At 39.3% G+C, this 16,866-nt stretch carries 13 protein-coding genes and 3 pseudogenes; 6 read left to right on the top strand and 10 right to left on the bottom strand.

Going from position 1 to position 16,866, the window contains the following annotated elements; genetic code table 11:
• Positions 1-14 precede the first annotated feature (14 nt).
• The 3 genes from IG80_RS16570 to IG80_RS0107920 all read right to left on the bottom strand — a co-directional run bounded on the left by IG80_RS16570 (position 15) and on the right by IG80_RS0107920 (position 1,635).
• Complete coding sequence (locus IG80_RS16570) at positions 15-137, bottom strand: hypothetical protein (protein WP_269517182.1); 123 nt, start codon at positions 135-137, stop codon at positions 15-17.
• Between the two features lie 417 nt (positions 138-554).
• Positions 555-950 (bottom strand): hypothetical protein, encoded by a 396-nt coding sequence (locus IG80_RS0107925; protein WP_052046258.1) that lies wholly within the window; start codon positions 948-950, stop codon positions 555-557.
• A 445-nt stretch (positions 951-1,395) separates the two neighbouring features.
• Positions 1,396-1,635, bottom strand: coding sequence for an ISAs1 family transposase (locus IG80_RS0107920; RefSeq protein WP_032113541.1), 240 nt, complete (start codon positions 1,633-1,635; stop codon positions 1,396-1,398).
• Between the two features lie 188 nt (positions 1,636-1,823).
• Between IG80_RS0107920 and IG80_RS0107910 the strand changes: the two genes are divergently transcribed.
• The 3 genes from IG80_RS0107910 (at position 1,824) to IG80_RS0107900 (ending at position 3,588) form a co-directional block, all read left to right on the top strand.
• Positions 1,824-2,276, top strand: a complete 453-nt coding sequence (locus IG80_RS0107910; protein WP_032113539.1) for a MarR family winged helix-turn-helix transcriptional regulator — start codon at positions 1,824-1,826, stop codon at positions 2,274-2,276.
• A gap of 334 nt (positions 2,277-2,610) precedes the next feature.
• Positions 2,611-3,129, top strand: a complete 519-nt coding sequence (locus IG80_RS0107905) for an SRPBCC family protein (RefSeq protein ID WP_052046257.1) — start codon at positions 2,611-2,613, stop codon at positions 3,127-3,129.
• A 267-nt stretch (positions 3,130-3,396) separates the two neighbouring features.
• A complete protein-coding gene (locus IG80_RS0107900) occupies positions 3,397-3,588 on the top strand; it encodes a transposase (RefSeq protein ID WP_032113538.1) in 192 nt (63 codons plus the stop codon).
• 111 nt (positions 3,589-3,699) lie between these two features.
• On the opposite strand, the gene IG80_RS14035 is transcribed toward IG80_RS0107900, so the two are convergent.
• From IG80_RS14035 to IG80_RS15100, 3 genes and pseudogenes are all read right to left on the bottom strand, one after another.
• Positions 3,700-4,296 carry an IS6 family transposase gene (locus IG80_RS14035; protein ID WP_232224370.1) on the bottom strand — a complete coding sequence of 199 codons (597 nt, stop codon included), beginning with the start codon at positions 4,294-4,296 and terminating at the stop codon, positions 3,700-3,702.
• A gap of 249 nt (positions 4,297-4,545) precedes the next feature.
• Positions 4,546-5,097, bottom strand: coding sequence for an F-box/LRR-repeat protein (locus tag IG80_RS0107885; protein ID WP_032113537.1), 552 nt, complete (start codon positions 5,095-5,097; stop codon positions 4,546-4,548).
• 251 nt (positions 5,098-5,348) lie between these two features.
• Positions 5,349-6,485: pseudogene (locus tag IG80_RS15100) on the bottom strand (IS3 family transposase).
• 93 nt (positions 6,486-6,578) lie between these two features.
• Here IG80_RS15100 and IG80_RS0107870 point away from each other — a divergent pair.
• Both IG80_RS0107870 and IG80_RS0107865 read left to right on the top strand, forming a co-directional pair.
• Positions 6,579-6,928: pseudogene (locus tag IG80_RS0107870) on the top strand (transposase); the annotation flags it as partial.
• Between the two features lie 6 nt (positions 6,929-6,934).
• Positions 6,935-7,090 carry a hypothetical protein gene (locus IG80_RS0107865; RefSeq protein WP_232224369.1) on the top strand — a complete coding sequence of 52 codons (156 nt, stop codon included), beginning with the start codon at positions 6,935-6,937 and terminating at the stop codon, positions 7,088-7,090.
• A gap of 135 nt (positions 7,091-7,225) precedes the next feature.
• On the opposite strand, the gene IG80_RS13345 is transcribed toward IG80_RS0107865, so the two are convergent.
• Positions 7,226-9,598, bottom strand: a complete 2,373-nt coding sequence (locus IG80_RS13345) for an SEL1-like repeat protein (RefSeq protein ID WP_052046256.1) — start codon at positions 9,596-9,598, stop codon at positions 7,226-7,228.
• Between the two features lie 339 nt (positions 9,599-9,937).
• On the opposite strand from IG80_RS13345, the pseudogene IG80_RS16235 reads away from it, so the two are divergent.
• Positions 9,938-10,552: pseudogene (locus tag IG80_RS16235) on the top strand (IS256 family transposase); the annotation flags it as partial.
• A 31-nt stretch (positions 10,553-10,583) separates the two neighbouring features.
• Here IG80_RS16235 and IG80_RS13330 read toward each other — a convergent pair.
• From IG80_RS13330 to IG80_RS0107840, 3 genes are all read right to left on the bottom strand, one after another.
• On the bottom strand, positions 10,584-14,612 hold the full coding sequence (locus IG80_RS13330; protein WP_052046253.1) for an NB-ARC domain-containing protein: 4,029 nt from the start codon (positions 14,610-14,612) through the stop codon (positions 10,584-10,586).
• A 2-nt stretch (positions 14,613-14,614) separates the two neighbouring features.
• Complete coding sequence (locus IG80_RS0107845) at positions 14,615-15,832, bottom strand: patatin-like phospholipase family protein (protein ID WP_198027307.1); 1,218 nt, start codon at positions 15,830-15,832, stop codon at positions 14,615-14,617.
• Between the two features lie 384 nt (positions 15,833-16,216).
• On the bottom strand, positions 16,217-16,747 hold the full coding sequence (locus tag IG80_RS0107840; protein WP_032113533.1) for a hypothetical protein: 531 nt from the start codon (positions 16,745-16,747) through the stop codon (positions 16,217-16,219).
• Positions 16,748-16,866 lie beyond the last annotated feature (119 nt).

Raw genomic sequence — 16,866 nt, 5'->3', positions numbered from 1 at the left:
ATCCTATAAAGTAGTTAATAAGTAGTTTTGGATGAACAGTCATTGTTAATTTCTTGATAGCCTTTTGCAAAGCATAGCTCTTGTTCTTCTAAGGCTGTCTTGTTAAGGGCAGCAGCTGCCAGGAGAATAGCCTTCATTATTATTTCCTATAAGTTTTTTAGTATTAGAAGGAAGGTGTAAGGTATAAGGCGTCTTCCTTTATTAGGAAGCATCTGATTAAGAAATTTTGGAATGTTGCTTTGGTAGTAAGCTAGAAAAAAAGGAATAAAATAAAGTGCTAGCACAGATATTGGATATGTCGTGCCCAACGCAATATACTCCTTTTTGCTTGCAAGGGAGTTTACTAAAAAGTAAACAAAAAACCATTATTATTCTTGTATAAAAAATTTCCCATAAATGGAAAAAGATAAAGTAGATAATTCTAACCAATAAATTCCTGTTGACTTCATGCGAAATTAGTAATTGATAGCATCTGGTGGTTGTGCAAAAAAGCTCAAGCGAACCTTAAAGCAGGCCCAATTGCCTGCAGGCAAGGGGTTGTGGTGCATGAATATTTATTTAGAGCCATTTCTTCTTTTTTGTAAAAAACCGATCAACAGGCGCTTGAACTTATCCTCCCAGGCAAAGACTCGCTCGACGTTTTCGGATCTTTTTTCAAAGATTTCTTCGCTGTAGAGCCTTTTGCGTCCGCGCTTGGTTTTCTTTTGGTTTCTGGTATTTTCTTTGATGTTGGGTTTACCAGTCTCATCCTTATCAATTGGCAGCTCCTTCCATTGGCCCCCAGTGTAAACCAGCTTGAGAATATAGTTAAAAATCTTGCTTCTGGGAACTTTACCTTCTGGGCCCCTTTTTAGTTTTGGAATGGCCTCACAGATAAATTCATCAAACTCTTTTTGCGTCAGCTGTACAGGAATCCTAGATTTTTTAGGGGAATGCCGGTCAATCTTCATATTAGCACTTTGAAATTACAAAAAATTACGGGGCTTTTAATGTATTGGTTTCTCTCGCATTTTCAACAATTTTCTCCTTCCCCCAAACTAGCAACCAGTAGAAAGTTAGCCCCCCTATTTTGGAGGCGGTTAAATGAGTAAATCCACCCATGTGAGTAGCAGGGCAATTGCATGAAACCAATTGATGTTTGCCCAGTTCTATGGTTAGGATGAAAAATAGGGTAGGTTATCATTAAAAACGTTAAAATGGCTCCCAGCTATTAAAATTGAGGGCTTATAATTTGTATTTAAAGCGTTATTAATGTGAGTTAAACATACGGGTAACCTTAAGAAATTTCCCCGCATCATCGTTCAATAGAAAGCTTTGTTTCTAGACCAATAGGCTTAACAAATAGTCAGTATCCCAGTCAGCTTTTTTAAATTTACCTCGCAAACTGCCCTTTGTTTAGCCATCCTTGGAACGAATAATGTTCAAGCTCATGCGTTTAAGAATGGCAAATGCTTTGGCACTTTGGCGCTCTGCTTTGCGATCATCGTCTTCTTTTAAATGGACATCCAAGACCCAATGAAGCTTGTTTTCAACGCCCCAATGGTTGTGGATATAATCTGGCAATTGTTGGTGGTTAGCAGGATGGCTTGAGAGATAATAACGCCATTGGGCAGTAACATTAGCGCATTGCCTCATGAGAAAAATGCTATTTTTAACAGAGAACTCTACATCTCTTCCTTACTCAACTCAACAAGTTGACGGAACCACTGCTTGTTATATAAGATCACAGAAATTATTATGGATTAATTTCATGGAACAAAGCATTACTGATAAAATACTTGATAAAATTGATGGCCTTGTAAATTTTGCGGAGGATAATAGGCATGTTTGATCCACCATTTGGTTTCGATAGGCCAGAAGATAGTCCTGGGTTTTCGCTATGGCAAGCAACCATTATTTGGCAGCGGCTCATTAAGAAAGCGTTAGATCCGTATAATATTTCTCATTCCCAATTTGTAATAATGGCACTTCTCCTGTGGTTTAAAGCGCATAACTATGATACGACACAAACCCTCATTATAAATTGGTCCAAGCTCGATAAAATGACAGTGTCTAAATCTCTTAAGAAGCTGGTTGCTCAAGGGTTGGTACACCGATTTGAACTTAAAACAGACACCCGTGCCAAAAGTGTATTTCTCACAGATAAAGGAAAAGATTTGGTATATCAACTAGTTCCCATCGTAGAAAAAATTGATGCTGAATTCTTTGGAAAAGTATTAGAACGCGATAAACAGTTATTGATCCAGATTTTGAAAAAATTAGTTGCAGATAGTTGATGATTGATGGAAATGGCAAATAAATAGAAAATAAGTGCGCGCTGACAGCACACCATGAAGTGCTTATCAGCTAATAGCTGAAAAACACCATAGAATAAACGGAGATCCACCCGATACTTATCAAATATAGGTAGAAATGTTGCAGGTGTAGAAAGCTGATTTTCAAATTTTATCAATAAATTGGTGGAGTCTATGCAAATATGGATAGAAATGTTATTGACTATTTAGTAAACTTGTATATAGTATATTTGTATACATAAATAGGGTATACTCCCTTAATGTATCCAAAAATGGTTAAATTAATTGATTAATATAAATTTTATGGAGAATGAAAATGACAGCTATTTTCAAAATTTTTAGTTTTTTATCCTTACTAATTTCTTTCACTACAGTTACAAAAGCTACAGAGGAGACGATGTGGACAAGATCATTTAGCAAACTTTATTCAGATGTAAACAAAGAAGACATATGGCATTTATGGAAAGACGTTAACACCTGGCCACAATGGAACAAAGGAATCGATTATTCCAAAATGGAAGGCCCATTCGAGGTTGGGAACTTTTTTATGTTAAAACCAAAAGGTGGCAATCCAGTTAAGATAGTACTTACTGAGGTTAAAGAAGGTCGGAAATTTACAGACTGCACAACCTTCCCTGGTGCCGAGATGTACGATACTCATGTTATAGAAGAAACACCTGAGGGGCTGCTGCTTTCTAATACATTAGTTGTTACAGGGCCAGAGAAATTGTTATGGATCGATCGTATAGTACAAAATATTGCTGATAAAGTACCTTATAAGATGGACGCTCTTGTGAATCTTGCCAGAGAAAGTAGAAGTAAATCAGTAGATTAGAAAGGTTAAAGAAGCTATTGAGTTGCCTGGCGTTGTTGCATAAATGTAGAGTAAGGATAGAACTCTCCCTTTTCCCCAAACTTGCTACATTTTAGCAGATTTAGGCATACCAAGTTTGGTAAAAGTATTCAGGATGAAGTATCCAAGATGCAATTCAGCATCTTGGTTATTCCATCATCTTGCATTAGAGCCTGTCCAAAAAATAGATTTCAGACTAAACTATGATAGATTCCTATCACTTAGATTATACAAAGTGAGAGGATTATAATGAATCAAGATCAAGATTATTCAAGTGATTTAACAGCATCTCAATGGGCCTTAATTAAAGATCAATTAGAACAAAAAGTTGGTAAAGGCCGCCCGCGATCTGTTGAGACCAGAGCTGTTATGAATGGAATTCTGGGAAGCGTCAAGTTAACTATCGAAGATGCAAAAGATATTCTCAAATGGACTCATTAGACGCGAAGGAGGCCTTGAGCCGCCTCAGGCCAGATGGTGCAAGCGGCTCTAAAAGCATCTCTTCTCTCAGATGCTTTTTTCAAATATCGCCCCACCCCTATGGCAAAAAGATTACGAACTTTTCCCATAATGGCTAATGTTCTCTGCACACCCTGAGGGGATTTTAAACTTAATCAAACGTTTTTCTTTACGGCGTGTAGGTAAATGAGCATTTTCAGCTCGATTGTTTAATCCTTTATGGGATCGGTGTTGAGTTCCTCGACACATAGCTTGTATTGGTTTTTTGTAGCTTTTCAATTTATCTGTGACAATGACTCTAGGGGTAGGATAACTGTCTAATAACCGGCTTAAAAACCGAATTGCCGCTTTCTTATTCCGACGTTTCTGAAGAAAGACATCCAGTTCATATCCCTCACAATCCACGGCACGCCACAAGATAAATATCTCTCCATTGACCTTCACTGTCATTTCGTCAAGGTGCCACTTATCCGAAGGTTTTCTCTCTCGCTTTTTAATAACGTTTCTGAAATGGCTTGAAAATTTAATACTCCAAGAACGAATCGTTTCATAAGAGACTTGAAACCCACGGTAAGCCATCTGTTCCTCAATATCTCGATAGATGTTGTTAAACCGATGATAAATCCATACAGCTTGGCTAATAATGGAAATAGGAAATCGATGACAACGAGGAACGGCTGTTAATGTCATGCTTCAACCCTTAAACCTTTTTCCCATTTCTATCACTATAGAGATTTCTTGCCTACGTTAACTTGACGCTTCCTTGCATTGGAACAAACAACAAGCTGTTTCTCTTTAAACTACCAATTAAATGGTTACAAGATCACAGCTATCAGAAAGGTTTTTAGTGCCTTATCGATTGATTTTAAGATTTGGACGCATCTTAGCCACCTTAATGATGGCTGCATCCGTGATCTGGCCACGCAACGACAGACTCAGTCAGGTGAGGTTTGGGCAACTCTCAGCCACCTTGATAAGAGCTGCATCCGTGATTTGTCTACACCCTGCCAGATCCAATGAGGTGAGGTTTAGGTACTTTGCTGCAATTTCTATGAGCTTCTCATTTGTGATCAAAGTATTGACCTTTAACTGTCTTCTTGTTAATTTTTCCAAATCATTAAAGGCATGACAAGTCAATGCAGCTTGCTTGGCTGAATGTGAATCTAGAAACTGAAAAATTTGATAATATATTTCAGTTGGAACCCATTCAAAAGGGTTATTTCCGGTAGTATAGACAGCACTTTCAGTAAAGTTAGAGCTTGGGGAATTATTAAGGGGCTCTATGGCAAGCAATGGTTGCATTCCTTGATCAACCACCAAAGCCTCTACAGCTAGATTCTCAGATGATGTATCTTCCCCTATGCGTTGTTTGATTAGAAGCAATTGCCTTTGCAGGTGGCAATCCTCATGATCGGCTACTATTTTACCCATAGGATTGGGATTATCCATTGCCAAAGTTGGGACTTGCCAACAAAGATTTATTGTACTCATCAATAATATAGCCTTAATTTTCTTATAGTTATTTCCTATAACGTTTCCTTTTCTGTAATTGTAATTCTTCATTTCAACAATATAAAAAAGTGTTTTTTTTACTATTGCCCGTGCCCCCGTAGAGACAATTAATAATGTTTTATATACCCAACCATATAGCCCGAATATCCCGAATGATGACGAGTAGATAGGCCTCGGCTTTCCATCAAGAATGACGCCCCTGATGTGTCAATAGTTTACCGGACAAGTTGTTAAGCAGATTTTTGCCTAATTTCATAACCTACTGGGGACAAATAATTATTTGCCGAATGGATTCTGATTCGGTTATAAAATAGCTCAATATACTCAAATATCATCTGCTTGGCTTCCTCTCTGTTTTTAAATTTGCAATGATGGGTTAGCTCTGTTTTCACAGTATGGAAGAAACTTTCTGCAACAGCATTGTCCCAGCAGTTTCCTTTACCGCTCATGCTCTGCAATATGCCATGGTCACACAGAATGTTGCGGTGGCTATCTGAGGCATATTGACTTCCCCGATCAGTATTCCAGATGAGACCTTTAGCTGGTTTTCGCTTCCAAATAGCCAGGAGCAAAGCATTGTTAACCAACTCAGCTTTCATACTATTACTCATAGACCAACCAACGATTTGCCGAGAATAAAGATCCATGACGACGGCTAGATAGAGCCAACCTTCTTCTGTTGGGATATACGTTATATCCCCTACCCAATAGCGGTTTCGCTGAGCAACATTAAACTGTCGTTCCAATAGGTTAGGCGAGATAAAATTGGTATGTTTTGAATCAGTCGTCGTCTTAAATTTCCGTTTTGCCACTTTGCGCCATTAATCGACCAATCTGACGCCGACTGACAATCTTATTCTGCTGAGCTAATTTCCTTTTAAGCCGCCACGTTCCATAGGTGCTGCGCCCTTCTTTAAAAAGGGAATCAATGATTTCAAGTAATGTCTCATCTTGTTTTTGCCTGTCAGATTCCGGTCTCGTTAGCCATTCATAGTAACCGCTGCGAGAGACTTTCATAAATTGACACATCACTGAAATAGGGAAACTGCCCTCATGACTTTTAATCCACGCGTACCTTAGAGGGATTCTTTGGCAAAGTACGCGGCAGCCTTTTTTAATAGATCGCGCTCCTGCGTCACCCGAGCTAACTCTTTCTTCAATTGCTTTATTTCATCAAAATGATGATTGCTCGTGTGCATCGCTTCCTCTTTGGGTTTAGAATATTTACTAATCCATGTATGCAAGGTATTGACATTAATGCCTAAATCTTTTGCTGTTTGAGCTATGGGATGGTCTGATTCAATGGCTAACTTAACAGCTGATTCTTTAAATTCTGATGGATAGAAATTGAGTTTCTTATCGGACATTTTTCCGGACTTTCTTTCTTTGAGATTATCTCATGTATACTGTCCGGTAAACTGTAGCCACATTATGATCAGCGGCGCCTTGACCTTAAACAAATGCTTGGTCAAGAAAAGAATCGTCTTCAGCTACCAGCGAGTAAAATCATCCTCAAAAGTTATCAAGCTCTTATCCTTTGCTTGGAAACACAAATCACTGAAATTGACGACATTTTGCAGAAATTTCTCCAGACTGATCCTGTTCTTAACCAACGCTATCAAACTCTTCAGAAGATTGCAGGGGTAGGTCCTATCGTAGCCACCACTCTTTTAGGATTACTTCCCGAATTAGGAACTCTTAATCGACGCCAAATAGCCAACCTTGCAGGATTAGCACCTCACCCTTATGAAGTGGGAAAACAGTGGGCTATAGAAGAACAAAAGGGGGCAGAACCGATGTTAAGCGCATCCTCTTTATGGCCGCTATGACAGCTAGAAGAACCGATAGTCCTCTTAAGGCTTTCTATGAAAATCTTATCAAAAGAGGTAAAAAGAAAATGGTCGCTTTGACGGCTCTTATGCGTAAAATCGTTATCATTGCTAATGCTAAACTTAAATCTCTGCAAACATAGTTGATGACGATGCCTGCAGATTAGCCACCAAGTAGTTTTTTAATGTAGCAATTTCCTCTTCGTTACTATTTTTTGTTTGCTTCTTTTCTATAAGCTAGCAAGGAGTTGTACCGGAAAGCTAATCTATATAATAGTTCATCCATTCCATATTCTTGTGATAAAGAGGTGATTACGATAAGTTTCAGATTCCTTAATTATACCAAGAATCATCGAATTAATTTCTTTACAAAGCTCCCTCTGATCTTGCAAAGTATTACGGTGCTCCTTTAGTTTTTTTATGATTTCTTGTAAAGCGAGCCTTTTTTCTGATTCCTCATTAGCGGCATAGTATGGCTCTAAAAATGCTTTCAAAAAATTATGTTGGCTTTCTTTTGCATATTTTAGGCCTAACAAAATATCCTCCATTTTTTTATCAATATCACGTTGAGGTGTTGTAGAAGTCAAAATCTCCTGCAAAATGGTGATTGAACTTTCATAAACCCCATATAATTCTTCTAATTTCTTATGAAGTTTTGCTGATTTTAGAAGGTTAACCATATCAGGTGAAGTTAAGCAAAGATAGGGTGGCAAGTCCTCTCTCAGTTTAAAATATAAGTCAGCGATGCTTTTTTTGTTGGCAACCATTTCCAGAGAAGGAGTTGGTGCCGTAGGGTTCATCTTAAGGCAGCTAATCAAAAATCCAGGCTCATTAATTTGGGTCACTAACTTTATATAAACATCACTCAGATTGCCAATTTGGTGGCTCAAAGCTCTAAGAGAAGAATTCTCACCAAAACCATGGCCAAAACCACCGCCCGCAAAACCTTCTAGAAAGATATGGTGATCCTTTAAGCTTTCTAAACTTTCTTTTAGATTTTCTATATCTGTCTGTGATCCTTCTAGTGTTGGGGTGGGATTGTAGTTGGTTAAGTCACAAGTAAAAAAGGACTGAAGGGATTGTTTTGCTTGTGGGAGTTTTGGGTTTAGTTTTAGTGCTGAGGTATACATCTTCACGGCTTGTTGATAATTTTGAGTCACTCCTCTTCCGGTCTCATATATTAACCCAAGGTTTATTTGAGCAGGAGCATGACCTTGCTCAGCAGCCTTCGTGATCCACTTGACAGCTTGCTGATCGGCTTCTTCTCCTTTAGGTATTCCTGCACGGCCTTGCCCATACCTTAACCCAAGGAAATATTGAGCCATAGCATGACCTTGCTCAGCAGCCTTCGTGTACCACTTGACAGCTTGCTGATCGGCTTCTGGCCCTTGAGGTATTCCTGCACGGCCGTACTCATACATTGCCCCAAGGTTAAATTGAGCAGGAGCATGACCTTGCTCAGCAGCCTTCGTGTACCACTTGACAGCTTGCTGATCGGCTTCTGGCCCTTGAGGTATTCCTGCACGGCCTTGCACATACATTAACCCAAGCTTATTTTGAGCCATAGCATTATCTTGCTCAGCAGCTTTGGTGTACCATTTGACAGCTTGCTGATCGGCTTCTGGTCCTTGGGGTATTCTTGCATGGCCTTGCTCATACATTATCCCAAGGCTAAACTGAGCTTCAGAGTCGCCTTGTTCAGCAGCTTTGGTGTACCATTTGACAGCTTGCTGATCGGCTTCTTCTCCTTTAGGTATTCCTGCACGGCCTTCTCGATACATTCCCCCAAGGATACATTGAGCAAGAGCATGACCTTGCTCAGCAGCCTTCGTGTTCCACTTGACAGCTTGCTGATCGGCTTCTTCTCCTTTAGGTATTCCTGCATGGCCTTGCTCATACATTATCCCAAGCTTATTTTGAGCAAGAGCATGACCTTGCTCAGCAGCCTTCGTGTACCACTTAACAGCGTGATGATCGGCTTCTGGCCCTTTAGGTATTCCTCCACGGCCTTGCTCATACATTCCCCCAAGGATACTTTGAGCAGGAGCATTACCTTGCTCAGCAGCCTGAGTGAACCATTTGACAGCGTGATGATCGGCTTCTTCTCCTTGAGGTATTCCTGCACGGCCTTGATAATACATTATCCCAAGCTTATTTTGAGCAGGAGCATGACCTTGCTCAGCAGCCTTCGTGTGCCACTTAACAGCTTGCTGATTCGCTTCTTCTCCTTTAGGTATTCCTACAAGGCCGCACTCATACATTATCCCAAGCTTATTTTGAGCAGGAGCATGGCCTTGCTCAGCAGCCTTCGTGTACCACTTAACAGCTTGCTGATCGGCTTCTGGCCCTTTAGGTATTCCTGCACGGCCTTGCTCATACATTACACCAAGGTTAAATTGAGCTTCAGAGTCGCCTTGCTCAGCAGCCTGAGTGAACCATTTCACTCTTTCAAAGTTTTCAATCCCTTTGGGTGGTAACTGTTCAAAAGAAGTCGTCTCACTGTAAACTTTTTCTTTCTCGCTGGTGGGATTTAATCTCATTTTCTTACGGGGAGGAGGAAGGTCATCCTGGAGGTCATCCTCTTTTTCCATAGCGTTCAAGTTTAAAATAAGGAGGGAACAGATTAAAAGAAGACAAGAAAAAGATTTCATTATTATGCTCGCTTAACTTATTATTTTTATTACCCTTGAATAGGGCATGTTTTTCACATAAATAAGCTACTTATTACTTTAATGAAAGGATAAAATTCCCTCCTCTTTTTCCATGGGATTAGCTTTAGTGTATCGCCTTCCCGAAGGTGCTCAAGTGCCTGCTGCACTCCCAGGGCTTTTGTACGAAAAAATAATATATACGAAATCGCCAAATCTGATAGATCAGCACATCCTCAAAAACCGGGTTTAAATATTCCCTATTCTCTAAACAAGTTGGCGGGGCCTTATAACTCCTTAAAGCAAGAAAACTTAAATTCAAGCTACAACTTTATTTAGTTTTCAGAATCAGAAGGCGCCCATTTCTGGCTAGGCGTGTTGAACGAGCTTAAGCAACGTGGCGTAAGACATCTTGATTGCTTGTGTGGATGGACTTACGGGATTTCCTCAAGCGATTCAAGGGGCTTTTCCTCATACCCAGGTGCAGTTGCACGTGGTGCATCAAATTCGTCATTCTCTTAGATATGTAGCCAGTAAAAATCAAAAAGAATTTGTGGGCGATTTAAAACTTATCTATCAAGCACCAAACAAAGACATTGCTGAAAAACACGTGGACGAGCTTGAAAAAAAGTGGGGATCTAAATACTCTATGGTTATTAAGTTTTGGCAAGATAATTGGGAATAGTTGAGCCACTATTTCTGTTATTCAGAGCCCATACGCCGCCTGATTTATATGACGAATGCAATCGAAGGTTTTCATCGTGGATTGCGCAAATTTACGAAAACAAAAGGTGCTTTTACAAGTGAAAATGCTCTGTTCAAGCTGGTGTACTGTGTGCGTGCCAGAAGATTGCTAAAAAATGGTCCATACCCTTGTCAAATTGGGCCTTGGCCATTTCTCAGCTTTCCATTTACTTTGAAGGCAGGCTCAAATTAGAGCTTAATTTAAACCGCTGACACCGTTAGTCGAATACTCCCAGCCGCTCCTTTATTGCTCTTCATAAATAAGCTGAGGTAATTCGTCTGTTACACTGTAATTTAGTCTTTCCCATTCGTGTATAACTTGGCTAGCCTGTATATGCCCTTGGTAAGCTGCTTTGCAGAACCATTCTAATGCCCTTGTAAGGTCTTGCTGAACAACCCCTTCTTCACCTATGCAGTACATCAATCCAATAATATACTGAGCTTCTGGATGGCCTTGTTGAGCGGCTTCATAATACCATTTGAATGCCTCTTTCATATCTTTAGGAACAATTTCGCCTTTTTTATATATATCTCCAAGAAGAAATTGGGCATGTACATAGCCTTTTCTTGCTGCATTGTGAGCATGAATTAATCCGCTAATATAATCTTTATATACCCCAACACCATGAAGATACATAAGTGCACAATTGTAGAGGGCTTTTGGGTAACCCTTTTTAACTGCTTCATTGTACAGTTTGAAGGCAAGATTGAGATTAGGTTCGGTGCCGCTCCCCCAAAGAAGCATGTTGCCTAAAACTATTTGAAAACTAGGGTGTGCGTCTTGACTAGCTATTAACAACCAGTCTAAGCTTTCAGAGGTTGTATTTAATGAATAAAATAAAAATTTTTGGTCAATATGGTCTAATCTACCTTCATTATTATTCTTTTTAGGTAAATTATTTTCTACAAAAGACTTAAAAGCAATATATAGAGCCCTTTGTACCCACACTATGCGCTGACAATCAAAGTTATTTAGATCATTAATTTTCAAACGCTCCGAATGCGCTAGTAAGGACCTAAGATGTAATGCATATTTAAAAACTTCTTTCATGGCATCTAAATCGTCAAAATCAGAATTGAATAAGCTGGGGACCCTTTCTAGGAAAAGTGGGTAAATCTTCTGAAGAATCTCTTGGCTTTTATTTGCTTTTTTATATTCGTCTTGTTGGACTTTCTGAACTAACCGATGAAGTGAAACATGCCCAAGAGTGTTATATTCAATCATCGAATAATCAAAGAGGTCCATAAGAGCTTTATCTATTTCTATCTCTCTATCCCGGTAAATAGAGGAGTCTTTGAATAAAGAAACAGGGATATCATCAGCATTAAGATAAGAAAAATATGACATAAGGTCCTTGGAAAGCTGAGGCATATTATCTATGGTTATCTTCCAGGTAGTTGCAACGGTGTGTTCATAGCTACTTTGTGGGTCTCCCATATCTATATCTAGCATTCGGCTACCATTCTTTTCGAAGAGCTTAAGATACTCGCCAAAACCGTTTGGCGTCCTTTGAATAAAACTGGCAGCTTGGGCTAGGGCTAAGGGAAAGCATTGCAATTCCTTTGCTAGTTTTTCAGCCAAAGGGGTATTATTATCATTTTTTGTAATGCGCTCAATCCTATTAAATAAATATTCAACAGATTCTTCAATGCTAAATCCTTTAATTTCCAGGCTATCTCCCCAGTTTGTCGCTTCTTTCCTAAGGCGTGAAGTAATGATGATGTGGCCTCTTGAAGGAAGAAGATCTTGAAGGACCTTTTTGTTGGGGACATTATCATACACCCATAGTACTTTTTTTCCTTTTAAAGCATTTTTCAAATATCCTAAAAGCTTTTGCGCATCTCTTTCAGGCTGTATAGATTTATCTAATTCCTTTACTAGATCTATATATTTATCAATGACAGAATCCCTGTCTACTACCTTAATCCAACAAATGACTTCATAAAGTTGGCGATCTTGTGCTAGATAAGCATAAGCTAAGGCAAGAGAAGTTTTGCCACTCCCTCCTAGGCCAGTAAGAGCGACTTGGCTAGATTTATCACCCGTTAATGGGGTAAAATCTTTTTTAGCATGAAGTTTATTTCCAAGCTGTAAAAGATAACTCTCATCATTTCCCCAAGGCACGCTTTCAATAAAATAAGGACCATGACTAAATCCAGGCAGATCGAACGGTACTAATGAATCATTGAAACGCAATCCCCAGGAATCAAGTGTGCGGTTTAAAAGAGCTTCATCCGATAAGATTTTAAGAGTACTGCTTGGTGGTATGATGGAGATAATGCCTCCTGAAGTGTTAGTGAATGAGCCGTTAGGAGAAAATATCAATCCCGGAGGAGGTACTGGAGACACAGACTGTGTTATTGCAGGAGGAGTTTCAAATGTTTGCGGAGGAAACACGGGAGCGTCGGAATGAGACGGAATATGAGAAACTGCCAATATAGCAACCAGTATAACAACTGGCATAACGCATATCGCTTTCAATACATTTTTCCAGTTAACAGTAAAGTTTTCTAGACTAAAAAAGGATGCAGGTCGGGGAGCCTCTGGCGGTTCTTCTAAGGGTTGTTCTGATACACTAATATGTGCATCTTCCTTTATTTCTTCCTCGGCTTCGGTGTCTATTTTCTTTTCTTTCCCTTTGTTTTGTGTATGCGACTCATGTGGAGAATTGGCAGGGCTCTCCTCCTGCCTTGATGTAAGGGAAAGATTTTTTCCAAGAGCATGTGCTTGCTTCAAATACTCCTCTGCCTTATATGGAGCATGGTAATGACCTGGGGTGGAATGAAGAAGATATAATTCGTTAATTGCGTTTATATCATTTGCTTCGGCAGCCATTCGAAGGAAATGTTCTCCACTAGAAATATTTTTTGGAACTCCCAACCCCTTAAGATAAGACTCTCCAATTAAAAACATGACTGCAGGAGAGTTTCGAAGGCTTTCTGTTTGGATGTAAAGGTTAAATGCTTCCAGATAATTTTGTACGGTTCCTTTCTCTTCGCGGTAACATCTTGCTAATTCAAGCAATATATGGTCTGGTATATTGTCTCCAGCTTTCCTAGCAGCATAAAAAAAACATGTAAAAGCTTTATTATATTCTTGTTTATCAAAATAGCGTTTTCCTTTATTCCACCAATCATTTTCTTCTCTCTCTTCGCCCATATGCTTAAGAGCCACCAATGCTGGTTCTGGAATACTGTAACAAGCAGCCTTCGGTAAATGATGAGCTTTTATCCAGCCTACAATCCGATCAAATTTATCTTTTGTAAGGCGTACTCCTTTGTTTTTCCCACTAAGATTTCCATCAGTATGGATACCTATTGTAAAAAGGCTGAGTTTAGAACCAGAAAAAGAGCTTGGCCATAAGCGCCAAATGGCGCCTCCACTTTGCCCAAAAGAGGTGGGAATTTCATAATAGATTGTTTCACGAGTAAACCATCCCTCTTTGACCCGACTTGTTTTTTCCCACATTTGAGTCGAGTAATAATCTTTGCCCCCCTTCTCTCCCGGGTAACCCGTTACGGTGATTTCCCATTTCTCAAAGTAAATATCAGGGGCATAAAGAAGGCCTGACCATCCTGTTTTATTTCCTATGGCCCGATTCAGGATAACCATACCAAGATCATAATCATCTTTTTTACGGGATTGATCTATCCATTCTTTAGCGCAAAGAAGAATTTTTCCTTTAATGCGTCTAAATGGGAATTGATCCCCTTTTCTGCCGGGGCTAAACCATACTTCACTTGCCCATTTGCCTTTTTTATTATGGTTATGGAGATTGTGGGCTGCCGTTAATACATGGTTAGGCCCGACCAAAATACCCGAGCCGACAACTATGCTCTCTTCCTCCCCAAAACGCATCATTAAATGACCATGCACACAATGAGGCCACTGAGATGGATCTTTAACCTCAAGACGTGTATCAGATGTTGAAGAACCACTTTGTTTATAGAACTCTGGTTCCTCCGTCGTGACTTTTGCTACTAATCCCTCTTGAATTACATAAGGATAAGGAGTAGAAGGGAGCCTCTCTCGCTGTTCTTTATCTTCTTCAGTTAAAGAAATCCTTCCAGGTTGATAACAAAAACTATATTTAAGTTTTGAAGTCCCGATTACAAATGTCTCTGACTTAGTAATATAGTCAGGGCCTTGCCCTTGGTATAAATCATGCACTTCCGGATCCTTAGGAGGTTCCATGGCTTGTAGAGGAGAGACCCCTACAAGCCATAAACACCATAGACACCCAAATAGGTTAAGGCGTAAGAAGGAGATCATTTTTAGAGACGTGTTCTATGAATGTCTACAACCTTTTCAGCAAACTCACTGATTATCTTTTTGGCTGCTGATCCATGCTCTGCGCATTGCTGTAACCATTCCATGGTTTCTTTGTCTGTTGCCGCTAAGTCAATTTTTTTGTTCAGGAGGCAGTTAACACGATAATAGTTGTTTCCTAAGAAACTCTGCATGGTTTCGTGATTGCCTTGGCTGTTGCTTTGCATGATAACATTGATTATATCTTCAACATCAGAAAACCCAGCGTTTTTTGATAAAGTTGTGTGCAAACTCATATCACCCGTTCCTAAAGAAAGCATATATAGGTTGTTGGGAGAAAAAGTACCGCTATGAAACTCCTTAACCATTGTCGCCGCTACTAGAGGAGAAGGGTTATTGATCCACACGCCACCATCGATATAGTCTTCATCAGCCAAAGTGAAAGCAGGGAAATAAGTCGGCGCTGCAGAAGTGCATCGTGCTATTTTCCACAATGGATAATGGCTATCCTCTTCAGAAAAACTTTTAAATAATTTTGGTTTCCCTTTTGTTGTACATGCTGTCATAATCAGGCGTGTACTAACTTCCCCAAATGTTTTTTCCAATCCTAGTTTTTCTTGGAGGAGGCTTTCAAGTGGTGCAGGAGAATATTTGCAGCCTCTCACGCCACCTAAAGATTTTAATTTTACTTTGCTGAACCCGGTAGGAAATATACGCTTTCCATGTTTAAGGAAAAAACCAACCAGATCATCAGGGGATAGACCCATTCCCAATCCTCCACCTATAATTCCTCCAATTGACGCACCACCTATAAGATCAAAAACTTTATAAAGCGGAACATTAAATCCTAAATTCTCTAATTGTTGCTCGAGTGCTTTTAGCCTGAGTGCTGGGAGCAAACCACGCGTCCCTCCCCCATCAATAGCCAGCGCAATAACAGGCTCTAAACCTGTATCCGTATAAGATTGTTTTGTGGTATGATCAAGGATCAGATTTTCATCATGCAAAAATTGCTCTCTTTGATCCTCAAGCGGCATAAATAGCGTATCATCTTCTAGAATTTCTTCATCAGAAGAAGCAATGCTTAGTACAGGGGAATTCGCAGATATTAGCGGAGAAATAGAACCCTCTTCAAGCTCATTAGAAGATCCCATGGCATGAAGAGATAAGCTAGAACAAAGAGTCAACATCAGGGTAGCAAAATACTTTTTATAATTTTTCATTGGGGATTTGCCTTTATTAGAAGAGAAATACGCAGACATGTTCCTTTATAGACTTACGCATAGCTAGGAGATTTTTAAGTGCTAATTCACTTTCTGTAAGAAAGGATGTCTTCTTTTTTTAGAGAGCCTCTAAAAATTGGTACCTGATTGGCACACTTACAATGAGAAGAATTCTAAGCTTTTTAGGAAATTATATGTTGTTGGGTAAAGTGCATATTGCAGAGTATAATTAGGTTTTATTCTAAAATTTTGGTGACTATATTGGGATACACATATCTGTAATAAAGGAAGAAGACAAGAATGGTTAGATATCTTAGTCTAAAAGGTTACACCAAAAATTAATTCTTTCCTGACTACTTATCAGATCTGCTTAGGTACATTCCCCTAAGTTAAGCTTTCTATTATTTCTATAAAATTAGAAGGATTCTTTTTAAAGGTAGATACAATGATTTCTTCTAACCAGTCTTGGCGCTTGCCTGCCTCTCCAGTATTGTCCAAAAAGCTATAAATATTATGATACACTCTATTTGACTCTACATTGGCTAAAATTTTTGCAATGGTATTAATAACATTAGCATGGTCATACTTACTATACTTATCCAGGTGCTTTGAGCACCATTTTATTGCAGCTTCTCTTACCTTAAGGTTATCAATACAACACAAAGCTCCAAGAATCCGCACCTTATCATCAGCGTCCATCCCTGGCGTAAATAATCCTTTCGCGGCATTTATTACATCTCCATTTATTAAGTGGTGATAAATTTTAGCAAGTCTGCCAATAACGGCATCTACTTTTTCTTTACCTACGTTTTCTGCAAGTAAGTTTTTTGCATATGTTACTACGCAATCTCTTATTGTAGAGTCACTGATGCTGATAAGAATTCTGAGCAAATCAAATATATCGTTACCATTCATATTAGGTCTCAATAAGCTTGTTGCAGAATCGACTACACTTATTATTTTTTCAGGGTCACGAACATTCCCAAGAAATTTGATAATTTTAGCTCTTCATAACCTTTATGGAGGGAGTAAGT

It is taken from the genome of Candidatus Paracaedibacter symbiosus, assembly GCF_000757605.1.
GTDB lineage: Bacteria > Pseudomonadota > Alphaproteobacteria > Paracaedibacterales > Paracaedibacteraceae > Paracaedibacter_A > Paracaedibacter_A symbiosus.
The sequence above is the reverse complement of the archived record's forward strand: the minus strand, read 5'-3'. Positions and strand labels throughout refer to the sequence as shown.